The following is a 23,274-nucleotide window of genomic DNA, read 5'->3' on the forward strand; positions in this document are numbered from 1 at the left end:
ACGGAGGTTGGCGGAGTTGCGGGGCTGCATAGGCGTCATGTTCATAGAAAAACGCCCCAGGCCATCGAGACCCAGGGCGGTGAAGATATCAAAGACCCGTTTTCCGGTAAATCGCAATGCGGCTCCGCTTAAGTGAACAGCATTGCTCATCAAGCCCGCCGATCGCCCCGAATATGACGGCAGTCCCATCGCCGGTACCCCAGTGCTGGATCTCGCCTGTGGCCAGTGCAGCTATTGCGGCAGCTGCGCCAGAGCCTGCCCCACGGGCGCACTGGATCTCTGCCTCGGCCGCCAGGTGCAGACCCGGGTCAGGATAGAGGCGAGCTGCCAGGCCCGTCAGGGCTACTACTGCCTGCTGTGTGAAGATGCCTGCCCCCAGCAGGCGATCAAGGTCGGCAGCGAGGGAGTGACCGTCAACATGGCCGCCTGCGATGGCTGCGGCGCTTGCGGCCTCGCCTGCCTGCACGGAGCCATCACCCTTGTGCCCCAGCTCTGACCGCTGGCAATGACAGAGGGGCCCGCAGGCCCCTCTGTCATTCACCGTGGCATCATGCCATGGTCAGGATATTATCCTGCTCTATGCCGAGAAGGTGGCACAGACGAGTGGGATCCCGCACCGCATCCGCCAAAGTGTACTCCCCCAGCACCTCCAGGAAGGCGTGCATGGCGCGGCGCAGAATGCCCTGGATGCGGCAGCCCCCGGAGAGACGGCAGTTTTCGCGCTTGCAGTCCACCGGGCAGAGCACGTGCTCCATGTCCATCACCACATCGCGCAGGTTGATGGAGACGGCGGCACGGCCGAGGCGGATGCCCCCATGCTTGCCACGCACCGTCTCGATGTAACCCTTGATGCCGAGCTGATGCACTATCTTGACCACGTGATTGCGGGAGATGGCGAAGGTGTCGGCCACTTCCGTGATGGTCGACAGGCGATCACCGGGCTGGATGGCCAGGAAGGTCAGGGTACGCAGGGCGTAGTCGGTAAATCGTGTCAGTTGCATGGTCGCACTTGCCTCTTACTACAAGCCAGAAATCAGGACGACAGCCGGTGGCCAAAGAGGGGGTCTGCACATGCGTGCGCACGGGATGGGCTTCTTCGACCGAGTCGTGAAGTCACAAGGGTAAGAGCAGCCCGGGCGGGTGTCGACGAAGATGTACATAAATCGACACTTTCTTTGATTGATCGCAAACTTGCCGCCTCAGCGAGGGGTTTTGGCGGTTTCCGTCGACAAACCCCCACCTCCTCTGCCATCGCCGGAACCGTTGTCCGGCGAGTTCAGTGGGGCTGCTTCAGCCAGTTGCGCAGCGCCTGGGAGGGGATGGAGCTCTCTGAGGCCACCGCGAAGGCGCCCCAGTCCACGGCGCACTGCAGCGCATCGGCCATGGCCATGCCCCGCGCAAGACCGTGGATGAGACCGCCCGCGAAGGCATCCCCTGCCCCCGTGGTATCCACCACGGAGACCGGTCGCGCCGCCACCCTGACCTGCTCCTCCCCGTGAATGGCCACGGCGCCCGCCTTGCCCTCGGTCAGCACCAGCCATTCAAGCTGCTCCCCCGCGAGCTGGCGGGCATGCTGCCAGGGGTCGCTCACCTCGCCGAGATCGGAGCGGGAGGCCACCAGCACGTGGCAGGGGCGGCGGGCCTGCCCCCCCTTGGGATACTGGGCCACCACGAAACTCTTGGCGAGCATCTGGCGCATGTAGCCCACGATGGCGGTGCCCGGATAGTTCACATAGAGGCAGTCCACCCCTTCGGTCGGCAGATCCCCCGGCAGATCCGGACGACGTGGGCGCCTGAGGATGGTGCGCTCACCGGTGGCGTCCACCAGCACCAGCAGCTCGCCGGTCTCGCCACCAAAGCGTTCCACATGGCTGCAATCCAGGCCATATGAGGCAGCCTGCTCCAGCAGCCAGTCACCGGTGTCGTCCAGCCCGACCCGGGAGGCGATGATCACCTCGTGCCCCGCCCACACCAATCCGATGCCGGTATTGGCGGCGCCGCCGCCGAGCCTGCGCCCCTGATCCACGTATTGCAGCCGCGCCCCCGCCACCAGGGGTTCGGCCAGGGAGAGCACATGATCACAGTTGAGATTGGCGAGCAGCAGGATGCGGGACATGGAAACCTCGGCGGGAGGAGGCCGGCACCCCGGGGTGCCGGCACAGAAACGGAAGCGGGATCAGTAGACGGGCAGCTCCACCCCTGACAGCAGCTCGTCGATGCGCGCCTGGGTCGGCTGCTGCATCACGTTTTGGATCATCTCCTTGGTGAGATGGGGGGAGAAGGAGCTGATGAAGTCATACATGTAGTTCTGCAAGAGGATGCTCTTGCTGAAGCAGATCTGGGCTGGGCAGGGCTCGAACAGGTGCTCCAGATTGATGGCCACGAGGCTGGGGGCATCGCTATCGTTGGCAACCAGGGAGGAGATGATGCCGATGCCAAAGCCTAGCTCCACGTAGCGCTTGATGACGCCGGCATCCATCACCGTCATGTAGTAGTTGGGGGTGAGGCCGGCCGCCTGGAACACCTTGTCCTGCACCTGACGCCCGGTGGCGCCGCTCTCGTAGCTCAGGATGGGATACTGGCAGAGCTGCTCCAGGGTCGGCTTCTTCACCTTGGCCAGGGGGTGCTCCTGGGGCACCACCAGGGAGAGGGTCCAGAGGTAGGCGGGCAGCGCGATCAGCTCCTTGTCGAAGCCTATCTCGTGGGCCACGATGGAAAAATCCGAGTATCCCTTGCTGATCTGCTCCTTGGTGGCGGACATCACAGGATGCAGGTGGAACGAGATCTTGGGGTACTTTTTGGTGAAGTAGGTGACGCTTTTCGGCAGCAGGTAGCGGGCGATGGTGTGGGTGGTGTGGATGTTGAGGGTGCCCACGGTCGGATCCAGGTATTCCCGGGAGATGGCCTTGATCTTGCTCTCGATATTGAGCATGGCCTCGGCACACTTGATGATCTCCTCCCCCACCGGGGTGATCCGGTGCAGGTGCTTGCCGCGGCGCTCGAAGATGCGCACCCCCAGCTCGCTCTCCAGCAAGCCGATCTGCTTGCTCACCCCAGGCTGGCTGGTATAGAGCGCATCGGAGGCAACGGAGACGTTGAGATTGTGGTCCCGCACCGCGATCAGATACTTCAACTGCTGTAGTTTCAAGGTTGCCCCCTCACAGACTGACGCGGCGCTCGTCGATGGACCAGGCCGCCAAAAATGGCGGCCAGTGTATCATCCGGACTGGGCATATCGCCGCTTGATCCTTCATTTTGCTACAAAATCTAGCATCAGCGCGGTGGATATGACAAACGGGGTTCAGCGCACGTCGGCCCCGATCGGCAGGATGCCGAGGAACTGCAGCAGCCACTGCATCATGGTGGCGGAATCCACCTCCCCTTCCAGGGAAGAGAGACTGCTCTGGTAATGTGCATCGGGCAGCCTGTCCCGTCGCCGCTCGATCAGGGCCCGGTTGTACGCCACCGAGAATTCCGGGTGCCCCTGGATGGCGACGATGTGATCCCCCTGCAGGAACATGAAGTTGGGGCAGAAGTCGTTGCCCGCAAGCAGGGTCGCCCCCGGCGGAAGCTGCTCCACCTGATCCTGGTGGCTTGCCAGGATGCGGATGGTGTCCAGACCCGGCGCCATCCAGGGTTTTGTCGTCTGCATGGCATGGACCGACACCCCCAGCCCCCACCCCTTGGTGGACTTCATCACCTCCCCTCCCAGCGCCTGGGCGATCACCTGATGGCCGAAGCAGACCCCGGCCAGCTTGACGTTGGCATCGTGGGCCCGGCGGATCCAGTCGCGCAGCGCCAGGATCCAGGGGATGTCACTGTAGGCATCGTGACGCGAGCCGGTGATGAGCCAGGCATCGCATTCGGTCAGATCCGGGGGCAGATCGCCGTCGAGGGCGGACCAGACCCGAAATTCCAGCTCGGGGGCCAACGCCCGGAAACCCTTGATAAACATCTCGGAGTAAACGGGACCAAAATCCCCCACCAAATCGGGGTCCAGCCGGTCACAATCGAGAATACCCAGTCGCATCTGTTACTCCTTGACAGAAGCGCCCCCGCAAACCGGCGGCCTGCGGGGGCAAGAGATTAAAGCCATGGCAGCGAGCCGGTGGCTCACTTCATGGTCGGCATGGAGAACTCGGCGCCGGCGCGCAGGCTCTGGGGCCAGCGGGCGGTCACCGTCTTCATCCGGGTGTAGAAGCGCACCCCATCCGGCCCGTGCATGTTGAGCGGCCCGAAGATGGACCGTTTCCAGCCACCGAAGCTGTGAAACGCCATGGGCACCGGAATGGGAACGTTCACCCCTACCATACCGACCTGAACCCGCGTGGTGAAGTCCCTTGCGGTATCTCCGTCACCGGTGAAGATGGCGGTGCCGTTGCCGTACTCATGTTCGTTGATGAGGCGCAGGGCCGTCTCGTAGTCCGGGGCCCGCACGATGGCGAGTACGGGGCCGAAGATCTCCTCCCGGTAGATGCGCATCTCGGGGCCGACCCGATCGAACAGGCTGCCCCCGATGAAGTAGCCCTCGCCATGGCTCAGGCCCCGGCCATCCACCACCAGCTCGGCCCCCTCGGCCACCCCCTGATCCACGTAGCCGCGCACCTTGGCCAGGTGTTCCCGGCTGATGAGGGGCCCCATCTCGTTCTCCGGACTCTGACCGAGACCGGGGCCGACCCGCAGGGCCGCCACCAGGGGCGAGAGCTTCGCCACCAGGGCATCGGCGGTCTCGTCACCCACCACCACGGCCACCGAGATCGCCATACAACGCTCGCCCGCCGCGCCATAGGCGGCCCCCATCAGGGCGGAAACCGCCTGATCCAGATTGGCATCCGGCATGACCACCATGTGGTTCTTGGCGCCGCCCAGGGCCTGCACCCGCTTGCCGTGGGCCGAGGCGGTGGCATAGATGTACTGGGCGATGGGGGTGGAGCCGACAAACGACACGGCACCGACCCTCGGGTCGGTCAGCAGCACGTCCACCACCTCCTTGTCGCCGTTGACCACGTTGAGCACCCCGTCCGGCAGGCCCGCCTGCTTGAGCAGTTCGGCCATGCGCAGAGAGAGGGACGGATCCTTCTCCGAGGGCTTGAGGATAAAGGTGTTGCCGCAGGCCAGGGCCACCGGGAACATCCAGAGCGGCACCATGGCAGGGAAGTTGAACGGGGTGATGCCGGCGCAGACCCCCACCGGCTGCATCATGGAGTGACTGTCCACCCCGCGGCCCACGTTGAGAGAGTGCTCCCCCTTGAGCAGGTGGGGAATGCCGCAGGCAAACTCCACCACCTCCAGCCCCCGGGTCAGCTCCCCCTGGGCGTCGGAGAAGACCTTGCCGTGCTCGCGGCTGATGAGCTGGGCCAGCTCGTCCCTGTGCTGCTCCATCAGCTCCTTGAAGCGAAACAGCACCCGGGCCCGCACCAGCGGCGGGGTCTGGGACCACTCCCCAAAGGCGCGCTCGGCGCAGGCAATCGCCTCGGCACACTCATCGGCCGTGCTGAGAACGACGGAGCCCTGCTGCTGGCCGGTGGCCGGATTGAAGATGGCACCGAAACGCTCGCTGCGACTCTCGGTCGTCTCGCCGTCGATGAAGTTGTCGATCCTGTAACTCATAAATCCTCCGTGATGGGTCATCCGTCCTCCCCTCGCCGCGCCGGGGCAGCACAGGGGGATGACGCCCGGGACGAGCGCCATCCTGTGTGATGTGGGGGTCAGTCCTGGGCCTGCAGGGCGTCCTGCAGCAGGGTGAAGAGATCGTCGATCTGGCTGCGCTCGATGATGAGGGGAGGCGACAGGGCGATGATGTCGCCGGTCACCCGGATAAGCGCCCCCTTCTCGAAACAGCGCACGAACACCTCGTAGGCCCGCTTGCCCGGTGCATCCGGCATGGATTCGAGTTCGATGCCCGCCACCAGGCCGTAGTTGCGCACGTCCTTCACGTGCTTGCAGCCCTTGAGGGAATGGGCAGCCTCCTCCCAGTAGCCCGCCAGCTCGGCTGCCCGGGTCAGCAGATTTTCGCTCCGGTAGATCTCGAGGGTGGCCAGACCCGCCGCCGCCGCCACCGGGTGGCCGGAGTAGGTGTAGCCGTGGAACAGCTCGATGGCCCCCTTGCCCGCCGCCATCATGTCGTCATAGATATGGTTTTGCACCAGCACGGCCCCCATGGGGATGGCACCGTTGGTGAGCCCCTTGGCGCAGGTGATCATGTCGGGGATGACGTCGAACTCCTGGGCGGCGAAGGGGGAGCCGAGGCGGCCGAAACCGGTGATCACCTCGTCAAAAATCAGCAGGATGCCGTGTTTGGTACAGATCTCCCGCAGCCGCTTGAGATAGCCCTTGGGGGGCATGATGACCCCGGTGCTGCCGGCGATGGGCTCGACGATGACCGCCGCGATGTTGCTGGCGTCGTGCAGGAAAACAATCTTCTCCAGTTCATCGGCCAGGGTGAGGTCTTCTGCTGGCAATCCCTTGGTGAACGCATTTTTCCCTATGTTGAGGGTGTGGGGCAGATGATCCACCCCGGTCAGCAGGGAGCCGAACCACTTGCGGTTGCCGGGAATGCCCCCCACCGAGATGCCGCCAAAACCCACCCCGTGGTAGCCGCGCTCGCGGCCGATGAGCCGGGTACGGGTCCCCTGGCCGCGAGCCCGCTGCCAGGCCAGCGCAATCTTGAGCGCGGTGTCCACGGACTCCGATCCGGAGTTGGTATAGAAGACGTGACCGAATCCCTTGGGGGCGATCTCCACCAGCTGGTTGGCCAGCTCGAACGGCAGGGGGTGGCCCATCTGGAAGGTGGGGGCAAAATCGAGGTGGGAGATCTGCTGGGAGACCGCCTCGGCGATCTCGCGCCGACCATGGCCTGCGTTGCAACACCAGAGTCCGGCAGTGCCATCCAGTATCTTGCGGCCATCCTCTGAGTGATAATACATCCCCTCTGCCGACTTCAGGATGCGCGGCGCCGCCTTGAACTGCTGGTTGGCGGTGAACGGCATCCAGAATGCGGACATGTCGGGGGTATTGATGTCGCTGACAGGTTTCATGGTCACCTCATCCTTAAGGCGTTTAGTAACACCCGGCTCATGCCTATTAAATTAAACACCTGAATCCATAAAAAAGGGCTTTTATCGCCCGGCTTGGTGTCACCCCTCAGGGGTGGTATAAGATATTTAACACAATTTTAATAATAGTAAACAGTCAAGGAGTGTCTATCGATGGATATCGGTCACCGCCTCAAGGCGGTTCGCACCAAGGCGGCCCTCTCCCAGCGCGAGCTGGCAAAACGCTCCGGTGTGACCAACGGCTTTATCTCCCAGATCGAGAAAAATCAGGTGAGCCCCTCGGTGGCCTCCCTGCGCAAGGTGCTGGAAGGCATCCCCATGTCATTGGCCAGCTTCTTCACCGACGAGACGGAGATGGATTCCGAGGTGATCTTCCGTGCGGACGACATGCCGGATCTCGGCACCCACCCCATCAGCTACCGTCTGGTGGGTCACAGCCGCGCCAACCGCGCCATCGGCATGATGCAGGAGATACTGCCCCCGGGCGCCGACACCGGTGACGACATGCTGAGTCACGAAGGGGAAGAGTGCGGCATCGTCATCCGGGGTCAGGTGGAAGTCACGGTAGGCGAGCAGGTTCACCTGCTGGCACCGGGGGATGGCTACTACTTCGACAGCCGCACTCCCCACCGTTTTCGCAACGTGGGGGATCAGGAGTGCGTGCTGATCTCGGCCAACACGCCCGCCAGCTTCTGACGGGCCTTCTCCCGTAACAGCCCGCCGGGATCCCCCCTGCCCAGCCCAGGGATCAGGCCAGCGACACGGGCTCCCGCCCCGCCGCGCGACCCCCGACACCACAGGCCAGGGCGCCCAGTTTGCCCCGCCGTTGGCCCGGGTTGTTCGGGGTCAGTGTTTAATGAATTGTTACAAGATGGATTTACAAGCGGCAGGATGTTTAGCATATTGATACGCGGAGACTGACTTTCTGCCGGTTCAAGGAGTGAACATGAGTGACCTGACCCTGGCCCAGTGGCAACACAAGGCCGCCCATCTGACCCTGCCCTCGCAAGCCTTTATCGACGGCACCTACCGGGATGCCGTCAACGGCGCCACCTTCGATTGCATCAATCCGGCCAACGGCCAACTGCTGACCAGGGTCGCCTCCTGCGACGCCGCCGATGCCGAGCTGGCGGTCAAGGCGGCCCGTGCCGCCTTCGACGACAAGCGCTGGTGCGGCCTCTCCCCCAAGCAGCGCAAGCTCATCATGCAGCGCTTCGCCGAGCTGATGCGCCTGAACCTGGTGGAGCTGGCACTGCTGGAGTCGCTGGATATGGGCAAGCCCATCGGCGACGCCATGGGGTATGACGCCCCCGCCGCCGCGAACTGCATCGCCTGGAACGCCGAGGCGATAGACAAGATCTACGATCAGGTCGCCCCGGTGGAAGAGTCCGCCCTGGCCCTGGTGACCCGCGAGCCCCTCGGTGTCGTGGCCGCCATCGTGCCCTGGAACTTCCCCCTGGTGATGGCCTGCTGGAAACTGGGCCCGGCGCTCGCCACCGGCAACTCGGTGATCCTCAAACCCTCCGAGAAATCCCCCCTCACCGCCCTGCGCATCGCGGGTCTGGCGAAGGAGGCGGGCATCCCCGACGGCGTCTTCAACGTGCTACCGGGCTTCGGCCACACCGTGGGCGAGGCGCTGGCCATGCACATGGACGTCGACTGCATCACCTTCACCGGCTCCACCAAGATCGGCAAGCACCTGGTGCAGTGCTCCGGCAAGTCCAACCTCAAGCGCGCCTTCATGGAGTGCGGCGGCAAGAGCCCCAACATCGTGCTGGCGGATGCACCGGATCTGGATGCCGCCGCCAGAAGCGCCGTCGGCGCCATCTTCTACAACCAGGGGGAAGTGTGCACCGCCGCCTCCCGCCTGCTGGTGCAAAACAGCATCAAGCCCCAGTTCATGGAGCGGCTGCTGGCCCATGCCCGCGAGTGGATCTCGGCCAACCCGCTCGACCCCACCACCCGCATCGGTGCCATGGTGGACCACATCCAGATGGAGCAGGTCCTCAACTACATCGCCATCGGCCAGCAGGAGGGCGCCAAGCTGCTGCTGGGGGGCAAGCGCACCCAGCCCGAGGAGGGCGGCTACTACATCGAACCCACCATCTTCGACGACGTGACCCCGACGATGCGCATCTTCCGCGAGGAGATCTTCGGCCCCGTGCTGGCGGTGACCGGCTTCGACACCCTGGAAGAGGCCATCGCCCTTGGCAACGACACCGACTACGGCCTGGCGGCCGCCATCTGGACGGCGGATCTCAACCAGGCGGTGAAAGGGTCGCGCGCCCTGCGCGCCGGCACCGTCTTCGTCAACAACTGGGATGGCGGCGACATGACCATGCCGTTTGGCGGCTTCAAGCAGTCCGGCAACGGGCGCGACAAGTCCCTGCACGCCCTGGAGAAGTACACCGAGCTGAAAAGCACCTGGATCCAGCTCGAATAACGTCATAAATGACGCTTATCAACAAAACAGGGGGGAGAAATCCCCCTTTCTCATTTTTACTCTTTTATCCCCTCGCTCAATCGATATAATCGTCAAATAGCAAGCCATTAAATTTAAAGATAAAAATGCTGTTTTTTCTGGGAAGTGTACTGTTTCTGGTGGTGGGACTGCCGCTGTTGTTCTTCGTGCTGGGTCAGGGGGAAGCCTATGTCACCTGGGGCCCCTGGATCTCCGCCATCGCCCTCATGCTGTGGCTGCTGATGGACGTGGAGAAGATCCGCCGCGGGGGCGGTCGCTGAAGTCGCTCCTGCTGTTAAAATCCCGTCAGACCCATTTATTGTCTTCTTTCCCTGCAAAAGGATCGCTACACTGACTTTTTGCGATGTTTCCCGACATCCGCACTCCAGTGAAGGTTATCCGCATGCAACAACAGATCCAGCGCCAGGGCGTCCTCTATGCCCTCGGCGCCTACACCCTTTGGGGCCTGGCACCCATCTACTTCAAGTCCCTCTCCGCCGTGCCGGCCGCCGAGATCCTGACCCACCGCATGATCTGGTCCTGCGCCCTGCTGATGGTGCTGGTGCTGCTCGGACGCCAGTGGCACAAGGTGCAGGCGGTGCTGCGCCAGCCCAAGGTGCTGCTCACCCTGGCCTTCACCTCCGTCACCGTCGGCGGCAACTGGCTGCTGTTCATCTGGGCCATCAACAACGGCCACATGCTGGATGCGAGCCTGGGCTACTACATCAACCCTCTGTTCAACGTGCTGCTCGGCATGGTGTTTCTGAGCGAGAAGCTGCGCCGCCTGCAGTGGTGGGCGGTAGGGCTCGCCTTTGTCGGTGTTGCCGTGCAGCTCATCGCCTTCGGTTCCCTGCCCTGGATAGCCCTGGTGCTGGCCTCGAGCTTCGCCATCTACGGCCTCATTCGCAAGAAGCTGGCCCTGGACGCCCTCACCGGCCTGCTCATCGAGACCCTGATCATGCTGCCGCCAGCCGCCTTCTATCTGTGGGGCATCGCCGACAGCCCCACCAGCCACCTCACCCAGAATGACTGGCACCTGAACCTGCTGCTCATCGCCGCGGGCGCCGTCACCACGGCCCCCCTGCTCTGCTTCACCGCGGCGGCCACCCGGCTCAAGCTCTCCACCCTGGGCTTCTTCCAGTACATAGGCCCCAGCCTGATGTTCATCCTGGCGGTGACCCTGTATGGCGAGGCGCTGGCGCTGGACAAGATGATCACCTTCGGCTGCATCTGGAGCGCCCTGGTGCTGTTCAGCCTGGATGGCCTGCGCAGCGGCAAGCGGCGCCAGGAGGCCGGCTGAGGCGCCGGCGCAATAATCTACAAGCCAAGGGGCCGCTTTCGGGGTATCAATAGGGGATGAACGCACCCCAATCCCGCATCCACTACTGGCAATCCCGGCTGCTGCCGGGGGTTGAACTCTCCCACTCCCACCACAGGGAGTTCAGCTATGGCCGCCACGTGCATCTGGACTACCACATCGGTCTGGTGCAGCGGGGCGGCCAGAAGTTCATCCACAAGGGGAACAGCCACCACCTGGTGCGCGGCGAACTCTCCACCGTCAACCCGGACGAGATGCACGACGGCCTCAGCCTGCTGCCGGAAGGGTACGAGGTGCGGGTCTTCTCCATCGCCCCCGAGCAGCTGGCCCGCTGGCTGCCGGAGCACCCCGAGCCCTTTTTCCACCAGGGATTGCAGAGCCGCCCCGACCTCTATCAGGGCTTTGCCCGCCTGCACATGCACCTGGACGGCCCTTCCCCCGACGGCCTGCTGGCGGAGAGCCAGTTGCTGGCCCTGCTGGGCGAACTGTTCCGGCTCGCCCCCGAGCGCCACGCCCTGGCGGATCCCCAGCTCAGGTTCCTGCGCGACCATCTGCTGGCCCGGCTGGACGAGCGCCACACCCTGGAGGACCTGGCCGCCCTGTTCGGGCTGGATCGCTTCGCCTTCCTCCGTCAGTTCAAGAAGAAGACCGGCATGACCCCCTATGCCTGGCTCAAGCGGCTGCGCCTCGAACAGGGCAAGCGCCTGCTCGGCAGCGGTCTGCCGGTGAGCGAAGTGGCACTGGCGGTGGGCTTCTTCGATCAGAGCCACTTCCACCACGGTTTTCGTCAGGCCTTCGGGCTCACCCCGGCGGAGTATCGCCAGCAGATGCTGCCCGCCTGAATCGTCGCCGCTGCAATCTTTTACAATCTCCCGTCCCCCGTCCTGCCCCATGCTGTCACCTCCATACCGCTGTCGGAGGTCTTTTATGTTCACCAGCCTGTTTCTGACCCTGGGTCTCGTCCACCTCGTCGCCCTGGCGAGCCCGGGCCCGGATTTCGCACTCATCCTGCGCACCAGCCTGCACAGGCCCACCGCCCTCGGAGCGGCCCTTGGCATCGCCCTCGCCATCCTGCTCCACGCCACCCTGAGCCTGACCGGCATCAGCCTGCTGATCGCAAGCCAGCCCTGGCTCTTTCTCGCCGTGAAACTGGTGGGTGCCCTCTATCTGGGCTGGCTGGGCTGGGGGGCGCTGAAAGCGGCCTGGCAGGGAAGCGGGGATCTGGCGCTGCGCGCCGGAGGCGAGCGGCCGGGCTGGCGCAAGGGGGTGAAGAGCGGGCTGGCCACCAATCTGCTCAACCCCAAGGCGATGCTGTTCTTCATGGGACTGCTGGCCGCCATGGTGACGCCCCAGGTGGATGGCCTGACCCGGGGATTGCTGATCCTGGAGCTGTTCCTGCTCTCCCTCGTCTGGTTCAGCGCCCTGGCCTGGAGCCTCTCCACCCCCCGCGCCCAGCACCTGCTCGGCCGCATCCAGCGCCCGCTCAACCTGATGACGGGCCTGCTGTTTGGCGCGGTCAGCCTCTCCATCCTGGTGGATCTGCAGGGGCACTGGCCAGCGGCCTGACCGGCACGTCCTTGTTGGCGGCAAGCAGGGAGGGGCCTTGACGGACGGCGCGACTACTCCCCGCGCCGCATCCCCTTGCGCAGGTAGACGTAACCCTCCCCCGGGCTGCCCCAGCGCTGATGGGCGCCGTTGTCATAGGCCCTGTCCAGCAGCCGGACACTGTCCGGGCCGATCCAGAGGTACTGCACCAGGGTGGTGGCACCGCCAAAATCGGTGGTGCAATGCCCGACCCGGGTCTGTCCCTTGTACTCCCCGCTCGGCTGGCGGGTCAGCCAGATCTCGCACCCTTCGCGCAGGGAGAGTTGCTGCGGGGTGAGGGAGTCAAGCAGCTCGGGCCGACGCCAGGCGCCGGCAAAATCCGTGGCCCTCGGCATGGTCAGTTCGGCCATCAGGATGCGGCCATCGGGCAGGGAGGAGAAGCGGTAGATGCGCTGGCGAAACGGCCGCTGCGCCCGCTCGGTCAGAAACTGCTCCGCATAGACCCAGCGAAAGGGGCCCTCCCCGGGCCAGATCTCCACCAGCCGCAGCTCGGCACTGGTGAAGCGGGCATCGAAGGTGGCCTGCTCCTGGCTGGAAAACTCCCCCGAGAACCAGGAGAGCAGGGGCTCCAGCCTCCCCTGCGTGGCATGGGGGCCGGGGGCCGTCACGAAGGGGACGGGCGCCGCCCAGATCAGGCTGGCGTAAAACAACCCCAGCAGGGCCGCCATCAGCTGTGTCATCGAATCCTTCCGAGTCGCTTGCATGGCGGCGATTATATGAGCGAACGGTGACAATAACCTCTATCTTGATCAACTCCTTGAAGAGAAAACGAAAAATCCTCTCTGCAGGCGAAAGGAAGCGACGCACCCCCGCAGGCCACGGGGATGACGGCTATCCTTGCTGCGACCCGTCCCTGTTGCCACCAAGAGGAGTCCCCCATGAACACAGTCACTCTGCATCGCGTACTCAAGGCCCCGCCACAGCGGGTATACCAGGCCTTTATCGAGCCGGACGCCCTGGCCAAATGGCTGCCCCCCCATGGCTTCACCTGCAAGGTGGCGGCGCTGGATGCCAGGGTCGGCGGCCAGTTCAGGATGTCGTTCACCCACTTCGCCAGCGGCCACACCCACACCTTCGGCGGCGAGTATCTCGCGCTGGAGCCGGGCAAGCACATCCGCTACACCGACCGCTTCGACAACCCCAACCTGCCGGGGGAGATGCAGGTCACCATCACCCTCACCCAAGTGCTGTGCGGCACCGATCTCGCCATCGAACAGGCGGGTATACCGGCGGTCATCCCTGTGGAGATGTGCTACCTCGGCTGGCAGGAGTCCCTGATGCAGCTCGCCACCCTGGTGGAGCCCGAGATCCCCGCCGAGTGACCCGACACGGGGGCTCCCCCGGTGGCCCCCGCACAGATACCCTTGTGAGAGAGGGGCCTGATCAGGTATCTCTGTGGGCAGGGCGGGCTGCGTCCGTGCAGCGACCATCCACCGCCAGGAGCCCCCATGAAACGAGTCTTGATGATGACCATGGCCGCCGCCCTGCTGGGCGGGTGCGCCGTGAAGAACCAGGTCTCCCACAGCCTGCAGGCGATCCCGCTCACGGCCTTCCAGCAGAGTGAAAGCAACCCCAACCAGCGCATCTACAAGGAGCCCGGCGTGGATCTGCGCCAGTACCACGCGGTGCTGCTCGATCCCTTGCAGTTCATCCGCCAGGAGAACGGCCAGTGGTATCTGCTGACCGCCAACGAGCAGAACGAGATAGGCCGCTACTACCACGCCACCTTCCAGCGGGAGCTGATGAGCCAGGGCGTCAAGATGGCTACCGAACCCGGTCCCGGCGTGATGCGGGTGCAGGCGGCCATCACCAACTTCGACCTGACCCGGCCCGACCCCAAGCTGCGGGATCTGCTGCCCGCCAAGATCGCCATCAACGTCACCCGCGAGGTAATAGGCAAGGAGCCCTATCTGCTCAGGGTGGGCAGCATGGCCCAGTTGCTCGACGCCCAGAGCGGCAAGCTGCTGGTGCGGGTGATGGACGCTCGCGAGAGCCCGGACACCACCCACAAGGATTCCCCCATCACCGCCCTGGAGATGGAGAAGATGATCGATCAGTGGGCCGCAAGTCGCGCCAAACAACTGGCCGACAACCTGGGGCGCTGAGCCGGGCCGAAAACGACAAAGCCTGCCAGGGGGCAGGCTTTGTCGTCGCTGAAGCGCGGTTTATTGCAGGTTCAGACCACCCAGGTAATCCCGCTTGCCCAGATCCACCCCGGCCTGGCGCAGCAGGGCATAGGTCATGGTGAGGTGGAAGTAGAAGTTCGGGATGCCGTACTCGTGGACGCAGCTGTGGCCGTCCATCCCCTTGCCACCGGCCCAGTAGGGGTAGTAGTGGCCGCTCGCGTACTGGCTGAAATCCGCCTCCAGCTTGCCTTGCAGGTAGGCGATGGTCTTGGCCACGTGGGCGCGCAGATCCGCCATGGTCTTGGGATCATCCCCCAGCACCGGCGGCTCGCTCAGGCTGGCGGTGGCCACCACGGCGCGGGCGCTGTCACAGCAGATCAGCACCTGCTTGCTCAGGGGCAGCATGTCGACGATGAGGCGCTCATTGAAGAAGTTGTCCACGTTGAATTTCTTTGCCTCGGCGTGGGCCTCGGCCTTGGCCAGACACTGGTCCAGGTTGGTCAGCATCTTGATGAACTGGGCTGCGATATCACGATTCATAATGCACTCTCGGTTGGTTGAAGGCAGTAAAACGAGCGGCTCCACTATAGCGCATCCCCCTTGCAGTTCGAGCCCGAGGGGATGAAAAGCGGGGGCGTCCTCCCTGCCCTGCGACAGGCGGTGGCGATCACCGGCGGGCAGCGAGACCAGAGCGCCATACCCCGTCGCCGCACCGCGTCCCTCTTTCCCCCTTTTTTGATCTGTGACAGGCATCTCGTTTTTCGAGGGGCGTAGTCTGGAGCCCGTTGCCCCGGCACGGGCCGAGGCACCCATCCCACAAGGAGAATGCCATGAAGATCTACGATCGAAACCGCAATGTGCTGACCCTGGGCCAACGGGTGATGATTGCCGCCACCGGCGCAGTCGACACCCTCAAGGAGGCGCACACCGACAACCTGACCCCCTATGAGGCGGAACATGAGAAGTGCGTGCTGCTGACGAACAGCCAGGAGCGCTACGCCCCCATCGAGTTGATTAGACTAGGCTGATCCCGTTTTCCGTCACCCTACTCTTTACAATTCACCCGGCCGCACGCCATGTCGCTGGCCGGGTTTCTGGTCCCCCGTTTCTCCATCATCTCTCATTGCCCTAGTCCCATTGATGCTCGATGGCAGCTAGCCATGTCTCCATCTGCTTCGGCGTCAAAGGGCCGCTCGGGGTACCGGTCACGGCCCGTGACATGGGGATCAAGCACGCCATCGCCAATGGCTTCGGTTAGGGCGGCGTGAATGCCTGCATATGATTCCAGCGCGGGCAGTGGGCTTGTTCTTGCCATTGGCTGGAAGGGCGGCGAACGCCTTGTCCAGGTGTTCGCCAACACGTTTTGATAGCGACTGCCAACATCGCTGCGACTTGCTTGAAAAGATGATGCTCGCCTACGCGGTGGGCACTGTGCCTCCGTCGATCACATATTCGGTACCGCTGATGGAGGCGGCCAGGGGAGATGCCAGAAAGGCGATGAGATTCGCAACCTCCTGCGGTTTGGCAGGGCGACCGAGGGGGATCCCTCCCAGGGAATCCATGATGATCTGCTTACCTCCCTCGTAGTCCGTGCCAGCCTGGGTTGCCAGCCGCTCGGCCAGCGCAACGGATGCCTCCGTCTCTATCCAGCCGGGAGAGACCCGTACCACCCGCACCCCTTTTGGCGTCACCTCTTTCGACAGGCTCTTGCTGTAGGTTGACAATGCAGCCTTGGCGGCGGCATAGGCCGTGGTCGACTCAGGCAGGGGCAACTCACGCTGGATGGAGGTGACATGGATGATCACCCCCTCCCCCTGTACCAGCATGGCGGGCAGCAAGGCGCGATCCAGGCGCACCGCCGGCATCAGATTCAGGCAGAGCTCCCGCTGCCATTCCTCCTCCCCCAGCGCTGCGAAACCGCCACCCGGCGCCGATGAGCCCCCCAGCACGTGGACAATGATGTCCACACCGCCCAGCCTGGCGTTGACGGCATCCACCACCGTATTGCAGCCTTCCACACTGGTCAGATCGGCGGCGACGAATTGCGCTTCCGGCACCTCCGCCGGGCGGCTGCGCGCCGTGGTCAGCACCCGGGCGCCATTGTCACGAAACAGGGTGAATACGGCCTTGCCCACCCCCTTGGTCCCCGCGGTGATCAATACACGCCGGCCTTGCAGTGCCAAATCCATTGTCATCATCGTATCTCCAGAGAGTGAATGTCGTCGCCCGACATCAGGAACAGGTGATCAAGCATCACAGGACTGCCGGGGAAGTTGCCCGCCACCTTGGCAACCACGGTCACCCGCGCCCCGTCCTGCGTCACCTTCATGGGTGTCACGCAGTAGTCGAAGGCGGCCCGGGTACCCGCCATCCAGGACTGGATGGCGCTATGTCCCTGATGGGTATGGCGTTCGTCCCGCACAAACGCATCTTCGGTGAAACATCCGGCCAGGCGGGCAGGATCCCCCCCGTTGCTGACCTCGAAATAGGTGGCAATGGATGGAAAGAGTAAGGTCGTCATCGTCATCCTCGCTAAAAGACAATTGCTGTACCGCCACTTTCCACATAGGCTTACGTTTAATCAAGTACGCACAAAAAAGTAAGTGACTCACCCATGAACAAGATCTATACCCCGTCCACGGCGGCCACCGGTGTCGAAGAGGTGCTCAAATTGCTGGAAGGGCGCTGGAAGCTGGTCATCCTGTTCCACCTGTTTGATGGCAAGGTGCAGCGTTATTCGGACTTTGAGCGGCTGATCCCGGCCATTTCCCAGAAGATGCTTGCCCAGCAGTTGCGACAGCTGGAAGCAGACGGCATCGTCGTGCGCAAGGTCTACCCGCAGGTGCCGCCCAAGGTGGAGTATCGCCTGACCGACTGGGGACAGGCTCTGTGCCCGGCGCTGGACGCCCTGCTGAAATGGGCGGAGCAGAAAGAGGCGCTACAGCCCGAAAACGCAGCCGAGCAGGAAACGTCCGACTAGCCATCCGTCAACCAGGCAGCCGCAAACCGGCTCCGCCACCCTGGTCCTAACAATTCACCCGGCCGCCGCGTCCGTCGCTGGCCGGGTTTCTCTCTCCGCTCTACTCCTTCTCCGAGCCGCTGCCACCTTATGAGGGCGAGGCGATGCAGCTTGCCGGTATCCAGCCTGATTGCCCCGCTTCGTTGTGAACCCAGAGCCAGCCTGCCAGCTCCCGATCCACCCGTACCCGCTCCCCCGCCGCCACGTCCAGCTCCCGGGCGGTATAGTCCTGGCGCGCCTGCGCCTCCCCGGCGCCGATCGGGGTCAGCAGGGACAGGGGCGCCCACCCCTCGTTGCCGTCTGCGGTAAAGGTGCGCACCCAGCCCGGAAACTCGTCGTCCTCGTAGCCGATGCGCACCCGCTCTCCGGCCCGAAAGGCGATGGGATTGGGGTAGCAGGTGTGGTGCGCCGTGGTGATCAACGCCAGCATTGTCTCGTCCTCCGACAGGTTCTGATGAGTAACGTCCAGAGTCATACCACAAGCCGGGCCCCGTTGCGTCAACCGGGCTCACACCCCCTGGCAGAGGGCACGCTCCCCCAGGGCGGGCCGACGACCCTGATCCCCACGATTCATTACTGTCAGTGAATTTTCATATCATCCGAGTGTCATTTCAGTGAACACATCACCGCCCTAGACTGCTTCTCGAACCTTAACGAGGAGTCTTGTATGAAACTCACCCCTATCCCGCTGCTGGCCGGCACCCTCGCCTCGGCCTTCTCTTTCAACACCTTCGCCGGTGACATCGTCTCGGTGCAGTTCAGCGATGGCCGCCCCGCCGTGACCGGGGTCGAAGCGGTCAACAACGCGCTCAACCCCATCGGCGTCAACGTGGTCACTGTCGACATTCCCGAGGCCGCCAGGCCGCTGCTTGAAGCCTCTCACCGCCGCGCGTTGACCAAAGCGGAGCACGGCGCCCTGATCTCGGCCTTCAACCTGAGTCAGGGAGAACTGCTGGAGCAAGCCAGGCTCGCAGGGCGCGCGCCTGCGGTGCAAGGGGGCGGCGTCGCCACCGAAGAGACCGGCGTCGGCCCCTACCCCAAGGTCTATGACCTGATGGCGCTGGACGAGCGCACCCGCAGCGCCGTGCTCGGCAAATATGGCCGCATGCACGTCAACTCCGCCGAGGACGGCACCGACATCGACGAGGTGATGACGGTGGTCAGCGGCGGCCCCTTCCGCTGGGGCTTTACCCTCAAAGACGGCAGCATCGCCCGCTTCCAGATAGACAAGGTGGGCCTTGAGGACAAGGCCGTGCGGATCAGCTATCACGGGCTCGGCATGCACGCCGGGTTGATGGATGCAAAACAGGGGCTGCTGGTAGCCTTCGCCCACGGCCCCAGAGCGTTCACCATGCGCTACCAGGCCGACGTGCCCCACGCGCAGTTGCTCGGCACCAACCCCTGGGCCGATGTCGGCATCACCCTGCCCCCCGCCCCTGGCAAAGTGCAGTAAGCCGGTGCGTGCCATCTGGCGGCGGGGCCCGGGCCCTGCCGCCTGCTTTTATGCCTGCTATGCCTGCCGTCACGGGCCGGGGAGCCCTGGGCTCATCGCCTCCCTTTCGTCTGCGTCTCTGTCGGGCCCGCCACGCCCCGGAGGGCCATGATCCGGGCCGGTCTGCCACGGGCAACTCTCTGTCTGGCGGGGGATGGGGGGTGGACACCCCGGGGAACCGCACTATTGTGATAAAAGTGCGCAATGATGGCGCCATCATTTACCAGTAGTGAATTAACGGGGGCAGGATGAACAAGATCACGGCGCTGAACGTCTTTCGCCGGGTGGTGGAAATGGGCACCTTCAGGGCAGCGGCGGACGATCTGCTCCTCTCCCAGGCGGCGGTCAGCAAGAACATCAACGAGCTGGAAGCCTTTCTCGGCATTGCGCTGATCAACCGCACCACCCGGCGGCTGAGCGTCACCGAAGCCGGCATGGCCTATTACGGCCAGATATGCGCCGTGCTGGACAGCCTGGAGGCCGCCGACCAGTCCATCATGGCTGCCTCCTTCAGCCCCAGGGGCAGGCTGAGGATCGGCATGCCCATGTCCTACGGGCTGATCCGCCTCAACCCCCTTGTCTGCGCGTTCCAGCGCCGCTATCCGGAAATCGGCATCGAGGTGATCCTGAGCGACGCCTACATGGATCTGGTGGATCAGGGGCTGGACGTGGTGATCCGGGGGGCTGGCACCCTGGAGGACTCCACCCTGCGCGCCAAACCCCTGTGCGAGGTGCAGCGGGTGCTCTGCGGCGCCCCCGACTACCTGAAGGAGGCGGGCCAACCCGCCCACCCGGCGGATCTCAAGGCCCACAACTGCCTGCGCTACAGCCTCTCCTCCTCCCCCAACAAGTGGTTCTTCACCCGGGACGCGGAGAGCGTGGCGGTGGAGCTGCCCCCCGCCAGCTTCTGCGCCAACAACGGCATCGCCCTGAAACAGGCGGCGGTGCAGGGGCTCGGGGTGATCCTGGTACCGGATGAATTCGTGTCGAACGACCTGTCGGACGGCACCCTGGTCAGACTGCTCCCCGACTGGCAACCCGACCCCCACGCCCTGTTCGCCGTCTACCCCTTCCACAAGGAGCAGTCCCGCAACGTGCGGCTCTTTATCGAATTTCTCGTCAAGGCGTTTCAGCCGAGGTGAGCCAGACAGGCGGGAGCCTGGGGTTTGTACCTGCTGGGACCCGCCTGCATGTAGGTTCGATTAGCACAGTCGTAATTGAACCTACGGCCCCGTCAGAAAGGTTGGCGTCTAGATTTCTTTTTTGCGACTCAGTTAACGATTGATAGTTCTGATTCTGAGGAAAGTAAGCTGTCTGATGTAAAAAAATGTGTAAAATGAAGTAAAGCATGAACAGTAAGGTTGCCATTGATGAGCAAAAGAATTTTGAAACACGCCCCTCTAGTGCATGCAGTTTTACACCTGCGTTTTAGTGAGGCGCCAAGTCTAAATCCTATCAGTAATGAGCTGATGAAGGCTCTGCATGAAAGGATGATTAGCGAAGGATTCCAAGAAAAGATCGAAAGTGAAGCTAACATCGTTGATGTTGGTTTTGACCCGGTCAGACAGCAAATGGTGCAAAATCAAGTTCAAAGAAAGAGAGTTCTCTTCCGGGCTGCTGGTGAACAAGATATTGTTGAGATTCTTAACGACTCCATTGTGCTTAAAACAACAAACTATCAAGGTTTCGAAGATTTTTATGATAAATTCCATCGTGTCTTAAATGGATGTTTAGACATATTTAGTGGGTTAAATTCGACACTCCTAAAAAGTGTTGGCTTGAGATATGTTGATGTTATTGCACCAACCGGTGGATGCACTTTAAAAGAGTTTGTTAGTTCCGAAGTGTTACCACCTTCACTCGACATGGTTGGCCCTCTAACCCACCATGTGCAAGGTGCTACGTTAAAGGTTATCGAAACTAAACCCGGACAAATTCTTGTTGTTAATTTCGAAGAGCTACGATGCAATGGGGGTAGAGTATACAAGATATTACCTGACAATCTTGTTGAACCTGATCCTAATTGTGGGTTAATAATTAATGGCCAATCAGAGTGGCTAGTTGTTTCTTCTGAGACATATGGTCTATTAGATGTCGATCACTCGCATAATTTTGTTGGAAGCCCAAAATTTTCAGTCACCCTGATAGAATCAGCTGCAAATGAGTTATATCAACATGCAAGCGATGTTTTCTGGAATGTTATTTCAGAAAAGGCAAGGGATACTTGGGGTGAGGAGGTTGTCAATGTGGAATAGTGCTTCTGCTATCAAAAACTCCCCTGCCAGTGCGGTAATTATGGCTGGGGCAGTCATGTTTCAGACTCATGCTGGGGTTATTTCACACCCTACTACTTATGATGTTCTTCACGATCAAAATTCATCTAATTATGATAATGGTCGTTGGGCGTCTTATAATTTTTATGGAACAAAATCCAGTAAAGAAAAACAATTGCTGGGAATTTCAGATATTATTTCTTTTGTAAAAGTGTCCTTGGGTTTACCAAATAAGGATATCGCCTCAATCTTTGGAGTAACAAGACAGACATTACATTCATATGCAACCGAGGCTGAAATATCTCAATCAATGAAGTCTAGCACCAGAGATAGGGTGATTGCTTTACATGAGATTATCAAGGTGATTTCACCGTTGCTTCCCCATAGCCCTGGAGCCATGTCCAAGAACTTCACTATTGAAGGTAGTTCATTGCTGGATTTGTTAACTTCTGAGAAGTTGGATACTAGTAAAATACTCCATCATTCACAGCTACTTGCTGATAAGATGAATAAAATCCCTGCATCTCATTCAAAGAATGAAACTACGTTGTTCAGTCTAACAAGGTCTGTGTAAAGGAATGACTACATGTATTCGAATGGTCAAAAGTTACTCTTTGAACACGGAATAAAACAGGCAACATGTTTTCATGCATCTCTTATAGAAAAAGAGGTGAGAATTGCTTGGACTGATTCATTCTCAAAATTTAAGCATCGTGGTATTGCGTCGAAAATCAGTGACTCAACTATCTTTCTCGTTCTGTCCCAGAATTGTGATATTGCTGCCTACAATGATGGTTTAGAAAGTGCAATTGAACTGCTTGTTTGCAAACCGGTCAAACCGAAACAAGTCTTTCATGCTAATATGTTTGCTATTAGCTCTAGAAAACTTCAATTTCAACATGGAGAACAATGGTATGAGGCCAGCTCAGAATACATTGTAACTGTAGATAAGGGTGAGCTGTTATCTATCATTGAGTCCCATGCAAGTTTTAGTGTCTTTGATTTATCAAAAGAATATAGCATGACTATTCCAGTATGGAGAGCAAATCGATACTATAGGACCGGGCTTCCCAATAAATTCAATGACTTTCTGGCTCCTATTCTTGCAAAACATATTGAGAAGATTGAATCAGCGGCCAGCGTCGAGCATACTGATTACAAAAGCTACATTAGAGCCATGTATGTCAGACTTGACAACTTGGATGAGGCTGAAAAATATAGCTTTGAATTATTTTCTCTTTTGAGATGTGATGTGAATGATACTGTCATGTCCAATATTCAACAGACGGTTGAAAATATGGCTGAAGAGTTATCTATATCTTCTGGATTCACTGATAACAGTACCATCTATGCCGATAGAGAAAATAATACGATGGTATCATTCTTAAATGACTTCCTACGTTTAAATATGGATCATCACTCTTTATCACAGGGGGATGATGATATCGGTCCTGCCACGCGATGAAAATTCGTCCAGTGCTTGCGCAAATAAAAACCAACCCGGCCGAAGCCGGGTTGATTGCATAAAAAGACGGAATAGATCAGAGCACTTCCAATCTGGCATACGCCGTCATCAGCCACTTGGCGCCGACCTCGCCGAACTGGAGATACACCCTGCTCTGCTGGTTGATTTCTTTGGGGTTCAGCGTGTTCCCTCCCCCGAAGTTCGGATGGATCACCCAAGCCGAAGCCATGGATGGCGTAGGCCAAAGTGCCGTCTGCGGCGGCCCGTCCGACGTTGGCTCTGGCCCGAGGGGACTGGCGAAGCCAGCGGATTGGCGGTAAGTATTCACCGGAACAGTATTGACACAGGAAAAATGAGACGATCGTCTCTTGATCCCACTTTCCTGCTTGCTTGATCCTGCTCCTTAGATACGCTCCCCCCATGAGCAAAAACACCATGCATTCCGCGGGAATGCCCACCA

The 23,274-nt window shown here is 61.1% G+C and carries 27 protein-coding genes and 1 pseudogene; 16 read left to right on the plus strand and 12 right to left on the minus strand.

Annotation, left to right across the window (positions count from 1 at the left end):
* Nucleotides 1–145 precede the first annotated feature (145 nt).
* Nucleotides 146–496 (plus strand): annotated as a pseudogene (locus J9892_RS11640) (4Fe-4S binding protein); the annotation flags it as partial.
* Nucleotides 497–548: 52 nt separating this feature from the next.
* Here the strand turns inward: J9892_RS11640 and J9892_RS11645 are convergent.
* The 6 genes from J9892_RS11645 to J9892_RS11670 form a co-directional block, all read right to left on the minus strand.
* A complete protein-coding gene (locus J9892_RS11645) occupies nucleotides 549–1,001 on the minus strand; it encodes an Rrf2 family transcriptional regulator (protein ID WP_010672499.1) in 453 nt (150 codons plus the stop codon).
* Nucleotides 1,002–1,276: 275 nt separating this feature from the next.
* A complete protein-coding gene (locus tag J9892_RS11650; RefSeq protein WP_041212154.1) occupies nucleotides 1,277–2,116 on the minus strand; it encodes a PfkB family carbohydrate kinase in 840 nt (279 codons plus the stop codon).
* A gap of 60 nt (nucleotides 2,117–2,176) precedes the next feature.
* Nucleotides 2,177–3,148, minus strand: coding sequence for a LysR substrate-binding domain-containing protein (locus tag J9892_RS11655; protein ID WP_210538367.1), 972 nt, complete (start codon nucleotides 3,146–3,148; stop codon nucleotides 2,177–2,179).
* Between the two features lie 153 nt (nucleotides 3,149–3,301).
* A complete protein-coding gene (locus J9892_RS11660; protein WP_042882239.1) occupies nucleotides 3,302–4,030 on the minus strand; it encodes a glutamine amidotransferase in 729 nt (242 codons plus the stop codon).
* An 83-nt stretch (nucleotides 4,031–4,113) separates the two neighbouring features.
* Nucleotides 4,114–5,610, minus strand: coding sequence for a CoA-acylating methylmalonate-semialdehyde dehydrogenase (locus J9892_RS11665; protein ID WP_039039524.1), 1,497 nt, complete (start codon nucleotides 5,608–5,610; stop codon nucleotides 4,114–4,116).
* 98 nt (nucleotides 5,611–5,708) lie between these two features.
* Nucleotides 5,709–7,037 carry an aspartate aminotransferase family protein gene (locus J9892_RS11670; RefSeq protein ID WP_043153563.1) on the minus strand — a complete coding sequence of 443 codons (1,329 nt, stop codon included), beginning with the start codon at nucleotides 7,035–7,037 and terminating at the stop codon, nucleotides 5,709–5,711.
* Nucleotides 7,038–7,208: 171 nt separating this feature from the next.
* Between J9892_RS11670 and J9892_RS11675 the strand changes: the two genes are divergently transcribed.
* The 6 genes from J9892_RS11675 (at nucleotide 7,209) to J9892_RS11700 (ending at nucleotide 12,400) form a co-directional block, all read left to right on the plus strand.
* A complete protein-coding gene (locus tag J9892_RS11675) occupies nucleotides 7,209–7,751 on the plus strand; it encodes a cupin domain-containing protein (protein ID WP_010672493.1) in 543 nt (180 codons plus the stop codon).
* Between the two features lie 250 nt (nucleotides 7,752–8,001).
* A complete protein-coding gene (locus J9892_RS11680) occupies nucleotides 8,002–9,498 on the plus strand; it encodes an aldehyde dehydrogenase (protein ID WP_039039526.1) in 1,497 nt (498 codons plus the stop codon).
* A gap of 125 nt (nucleotides 9,499–9,623) precedes the next feature.
* Nucleotides 9,624–9,797, plus strand: coding sequence for a hypothetical protein (locus J9892_RS11685; protein ID WP_010672491.1), 174 nt, complete (start codon nucleotides 9,624–9,626; stop codon nucleotides 9,795–9,797).
* A 122-nt stretch (nucleotides 9,798–9,919) separates the two neighbouring features.
* Nucleotides 9,920–10,816 (plus strand): EamA family transporter RarD, encoded by an 897-nt coding sequence (rarD, locus tag J9892_RS11690; RefSeq protein WP_010672490.1) that lies wholly within the window; start codon nucleotides 9,920–9,922, stop codon nucleotides 10,814–10,816.
* A gap of 56 nt (nucleotides 10,817–10,872) precedes the next feature.
* Nucleotides 10,873–11,676, plus strand: coding sequence for an AraC family transcriptional regulator (locus tag J9892_RS11695; RefSeq protein ID WP_201872912.1), 804 nt, complete (start codon nucleotides 10,873–10,875; stop codon nucleotides 11,674–11,676).
* Between the two features lie 85 nt (nucleotides 11,677–11,761).
* Entirely contained in the window at nucleotides 11,762–12,400 is a 639-nt protein-coding gene (locus tag J9892_RS11700) for a LysE family transporter (RefSeq protein ID WP_010672488.1), read from the plus strand.
* A gap of 53 nt (nucleotides 12,401–12,453) precedes the next feature.
* On the opposite strand, the gene J9892_RS11705 is transcribed toward J9892_RS11700, so the two are convergent.
* The gene (locus J9892_RS11705) at nucleotides 12,454–13,119 is read right to left on the minus strand and encodes a chromophore lyase CpcT/CpeT (RefSeq protein WP_210538368.1); all 666 of its coding nucleotides are present in this window, start codon (nucleotides 13,117–13,119) and stop codon (nucleotides 12,454–12,456) included.
* 198 nt (nucleotides 13,120–13,317) lie between these two features.
* On the opposite strand from J9892_RS11705, the gene J9892_RS11710 reads away from it, so the two are divergent.
* Nucleotides 13,318–13,761 (plus strand): SRPBCC family protein, encoded by a 444-nt coding sequence (locus J9892_RS11710; protein ID WP_210538369.1) that lies wholly within the window; start codon nucleotides 13,318–13,320, stop codon nucleotides 13,759–13,761.
* Between the two features lie 126 nt (nucleotides 13,762–13,887).
* The gene (locus tag J9892_RS11715) at nucleotides 13,888–14,544 is read left to right on the plus strand and encodes a DUF3313 domain-containing protein (RefSeq protein WP_210538370.1); all 657 of its coding nucleotides are present in this window, start codon (nucleotides 13,888–13,890) and stop codon (nucleotides 14,542–14,544) included.
* A 60-nt stretch (nucleotides 14,545–14,604) separates the two neighbouring features.
* On the opposite strand, the gene J9892_RS11720 is transcribed toward J9892_RS11715, so the two are convergent.
* Nucleotides 14,605–15,105, minus strand: coding sequence for a DUF1993 domain-containing protein (locus tag J9892_RS11720; protein WP_039039533.1), 501 nt, complete (start codon nucleotides 15,103–15,105; stop codon nucleotides 14,605–14,607).
* A 290-nt stretch (nucleotides 15,106–15,395) separates the two neighbouring features.
* On the opposite strand from J9892_RS11720, the gene ydfZ reads away from it, so the two are divergent.
* Nucleotides 15,396–15,593 (plus strand): putative selenium delivery protein YdfZ, encoded by a 198-nt coding sequence (gene ydfZ / locus J9892_RS11725; RefSeq protein ID WP_010672483.1) that lies wholly within the window; start codon nucleotides 15,396–15,398, stop codon nucleotides 15,591–15,593.
* 387 nt (nucleotides 15,594–15,980) lie between these two features.
* Here the strand turns inward: ydfZ and J9892_RS11730 are convergent, their stop codons facing one another.
* Both J9892_RS11730 and J9892_RS11735 read right to left on the minus strand, forming a co-directional pair.
* The gene (locus J9892_RS11730; RefSeq protein WP_199767283.1) at nucleotides 15,981–16,763 is read right to left on the minus strand and encodes an SDR family oxidoreductase; all 783 of its coding nucleotides are present in this window, start codon (nucleotides 16,761–16,763) and stop codon (nucleotides 15,981–15,983) included.
* Entirely contained in the window at nucleotides 16,760–17,086 is a 327-nt protein-coding gene (locus J9892_RS11735) for a nuclear transport factor 2 family protein (protein ID WP_052814920.1), read from the minus strand. Before J9892_RS11735 ends, J9892_RS11730 begins: the two co-directional genes overlap by 4 nt.
* 93 nt (nucleotides 17,087–17,179) lie before the next feature.
* Here J9892_RS11735 and J9892_RS11740 point away from each other — a divergent pair, with 93 nt between their 5' ends.
* Nucleotides 17,180–17,545: a helix-turn-helix domain-containing protein gene (locus J9892_RS11740; RefSeq protein ID WP_103244058.1), complete on the plus strand. Its 366-nt coding sequence runs from the start codon at nucleotides 17,180–17,182 to the stop codon at nucleotides 17,543–17,545.
* Nucleotides 17,546–17,672: 127 nt separating this feature from the next.
* Here J9892_RS11740 and J9892_RS11745 read toward each other — a convergent pair whose 3' ends face one another.
* A complete protein-coding gene (locus J9892_RS11745) occupies nucleotides 17,673–18,014 on the minus strand; it encodes an SH3 domain-containing protein (protein WP_210538371.1) in 342 nt (113 codons plus the stop codon).
* 237 nt (nucleotides 18,015–18,251) lie between these two features.
* Here J9892_RS11745 and J9892_RS11750 point away from each other — a divergent pair, with 237 nt between their 5' ends.
* The 5 genes from J9892_RS11750 to J9892_RS11770 all read left to right on the plus strand — a co-directional run bounded on the left by J9892_RS11750 (nucleotide 18,252) and on the right by J9892_RS11770 (nucleotide 22,814).
* Nucleotides 18,252–19,037: a hypothetical protein gene (locus J9892_RS11750; RefSeq protein ID WP_049636726.1), complete on the plus strand. Its 786-nt coding sequence runs from the start codon at nucleotides 18,252–18,254 to the stop codon at nucleotides 19,035–19,037.
* A 287-nt stretch (nucleotides 19,038–19,324) separates the two neighbouring features.
* Nucleotides 19,325–20,218: a LysR family transcriptional regulator gene (locus J9892_RS11755; RefSeq protein WP_210538372.1), complete on the plus strand. Its 894-nt coding sequence runs from the start codon at nucleotides 19,325–19,327 to the stop codon at nucleotides 20,216–20,218.
* A 228-nt stretch (nucleotides 20,219–20,446) separates the two neighbouring features.
* Nucleotides 20,447–21,331: a TIGR04255 family protein gene (locus tag J9892_RS11760; protein ID WP_201956013.1), complete on the plus strand. Its 885-nt coding sequence runs from the start codon at nucleotides 20,447–20,449 to the stop codon at nucleotides 21,329–21,331.
* A complete protein-coding gene (locus tag J9892_RS11765; RefSeq protein WP_201956010.1) occupies nucleotides 21,321–21,923 on the plus strand; it encodes a hypothetical protein in 603 nt (200 codons plus the stop codon). Before J9892_RS11760 ends, J9892_RS11765 begins: the two co-directional genes overlap by 11 nt.
* Before the next feature lie 12 nt (nucleotides 21,924–21,935).
* The gene (locus tag J9892_RS11770) at nucleotides 21,936–22,814 is read left to right on the plus strand and encodes a hypothetical protein (protein ID WP_201956007.1); all 879 of its coding nucleotides are present in this window, start codon (nucleotides 21,936–21,938) and stop codon (nucleotides 22,812–22,814) included.
* On the opposite strand, the gene J9892_RS11775 is transcribed toward J9892_RS11770, so the two are convergent.
* On the minus strand, nucleotides 22,766–23,274 hold a 509-nt coding region (locus tag J9892_RS11775), incomplete at its 5' end, for a hypothetical protein (protein ID WP_210538373.1). The genes J9892_RS11770 and J9892_RS11775 overlap by 49 nt on opposite strands.

Origin of the sequence: Aeromonas sp. Prich7-2 (assembly GCF_017939255.1) — a bacterium.
Classification (GTDB): domain Bacteria; phylum Pseudomonadota; class Gammaproteobacteria; order Enterobacterales; family Aeromonadaceae; genus Aeromonas; species Aeromonas caviae.

Bases quoted from the DNA above. Each gene is read 5' to 3' on its own strand.
- J9892_RS11645 (WP_010672499.1), bottom strand. From the start codon at position 1,001: ATGCAACTGACACGATTTACCGACTACGCCCTGCGTACCCTGACCTTC.
- J9892_RS11650 (WP_041212154.1), bottom strand. From the start codon at position 2,116: ATGTCCCGCATCCTGCTGCTCGCCAATCTCAACTGTGATCATGTGCTC.
- J9892_RS11660 (WP_042882239.1), bottom strand. From the start codon at position 4,030: ATGCGACTGGGTATTCTCGATTGTGACCGGCTGGACCCCGATTTGGTG.
- J9892_RS11665 (WP_039039524.1), bottom strand. From the start codon at position 5,610: ATGAGTTACAGGATCGACAACTTCATCGACGGCGAGACGACCGAGAGT.
- J9892_RS11670 (WP_043153563.1), bottom strand. From the start codon at position 7,037: ATGAAACCTGTCAGCGACATCAATACCCCCGACATGTCCGCATTCTGG.
- J9892_RS11675 (WP_010672493.1), top strand. From the start codon at position 7,209: ATGGATATCGGTCACCGCCTCAAGGCGGTTCGCACCAAGGCGGCCCTC.
- J9892_RS11680 (WP_039039526.1), top strand. From the start codon at position 8,002: ATGAGTGACCTGACCCTGGCCCAGTGGCAACACAAGGCCGCCCATCTG.
- J9892_RS11685 (WP_010672491.1), top strand. From the start codon at position 9,624: ATGCTGTTTTTTCTGGGAAGTGTACTGTTTCTGGTGGTGGGACTGCCG.
- rarD (WP_010672490.1), top strand. From the start codon at position 9,920: ATGCAACAACAGATCCAGCGCCAGGGCGTCCTCTATGCCCTCGGCGCC.
- J9892_RS11695 (WP_201872912.1), top strand. From the start codon at position 10,873: ATGAACGCACCCCAATCCCGCATCCACTACTGGCAATCCCGGCTGCTG.
- J9892_RS11700 (WP_010672488.1), top strand. From the start codon at position 11,762: ATGTTCACCAGCCTGTTTCTGACCCTGGGTCTCGTCCACCTCGTCGCC.
- J9892_RS11705 (WP_210538368.1), bottom strand. From the start codon at position 13,119: ATGACACAGCTGATGGCGGCCCTGCTGGGGTTGTTTTACGCCAGCCTG.
- J9892_RS11710 (WP_210538369.1), top strand. From the start codon at position 13,318: ATGAACACAGTCACTCTGCATCGCGTACTCAAGGCCCCGCCACAGCGG.
- J9892_RS11715 (WP_210538370.1), top strand. From the start codon at position 13,888: ATGAAACGAGTCTTGATGATGACCATGGCCGCCGCCCTGCTGGGCGGG.
- J9892_RS11720 (WP_039039533.1), bottom strand. From the start codon at position 15,105: ATGAATCGTGATATCGCAGCCCAGTTCATCAAGATGCTGACCAACCTG.
- ydfZ (WP_010672483.1), top strand. From the start codon at position 15,396: ATGAAGATCTACGATCGAAACCGCAATGTGCTGACCCTGGGCCAACGG.
- J9892_RS11730 (WP_199767283.1), bottom strand. From the start codon at position 16,763: ATGATGACAATGGATTTGGCACTGCAAGGCCGGCGTGTATTGATCACC.
- J9892_RS11735 (WP_052814920.1), bottom strand. From the start codon at position 17,086: ATGACGACCTTACTCTTTCCATCCATTGCCACCTATTTCGAGGTCAGC.
- J9892_RS11740 (WP_103244058.1), top strand. From the start codon at position 17,180: ATGAACAAGATCTATACCCCGTCCACGGCGGCCACCGGTGTCGAAGAG.
- J9892_RS11745 (WP_210538371.1), bottom strand. From the start codon at position 18,014: ATGCTGGCGTTGATCACCACGGCGCACCACACCTGCTACCCCAATCCC.
- J9892_RS11750 (WP_049636726.1), top strand. From the start codon at position 18,252: ATGAAACTCACCCCTATCCCGCTGCTGGCCGGCACCCTCGCCTCGGCC.
- J9892_RS11755 (WP_210538372.1), top strand. From the start codon at position 19,325: ATGAACAAGATCACGGCGCTGAACGTCTTTCGCCGGGTGGTGGAAATG.
- J9892_RS11760 (WP_201956013.1), top strand. From the start codon at position 20,447: ATGAGCAAAAGAATTTTGAAACACGCCCCTCTAGTGCATGCAGTTTTA.
- J9892_RS11765 (WP_201956010.1), top strand. From the start codon at position 21,321: ATGTGGAATAGTGCTTCTGCTATCAAAAACTCCCCTGCCAGTGCGGTA.
- J9892_RS11770 (WP_201956007.1), top strand. From the start codon at position 21,936: ATGTATTCGAATGGTCAAAAGTTACTCTTTGAACACGGAATAAAACAG.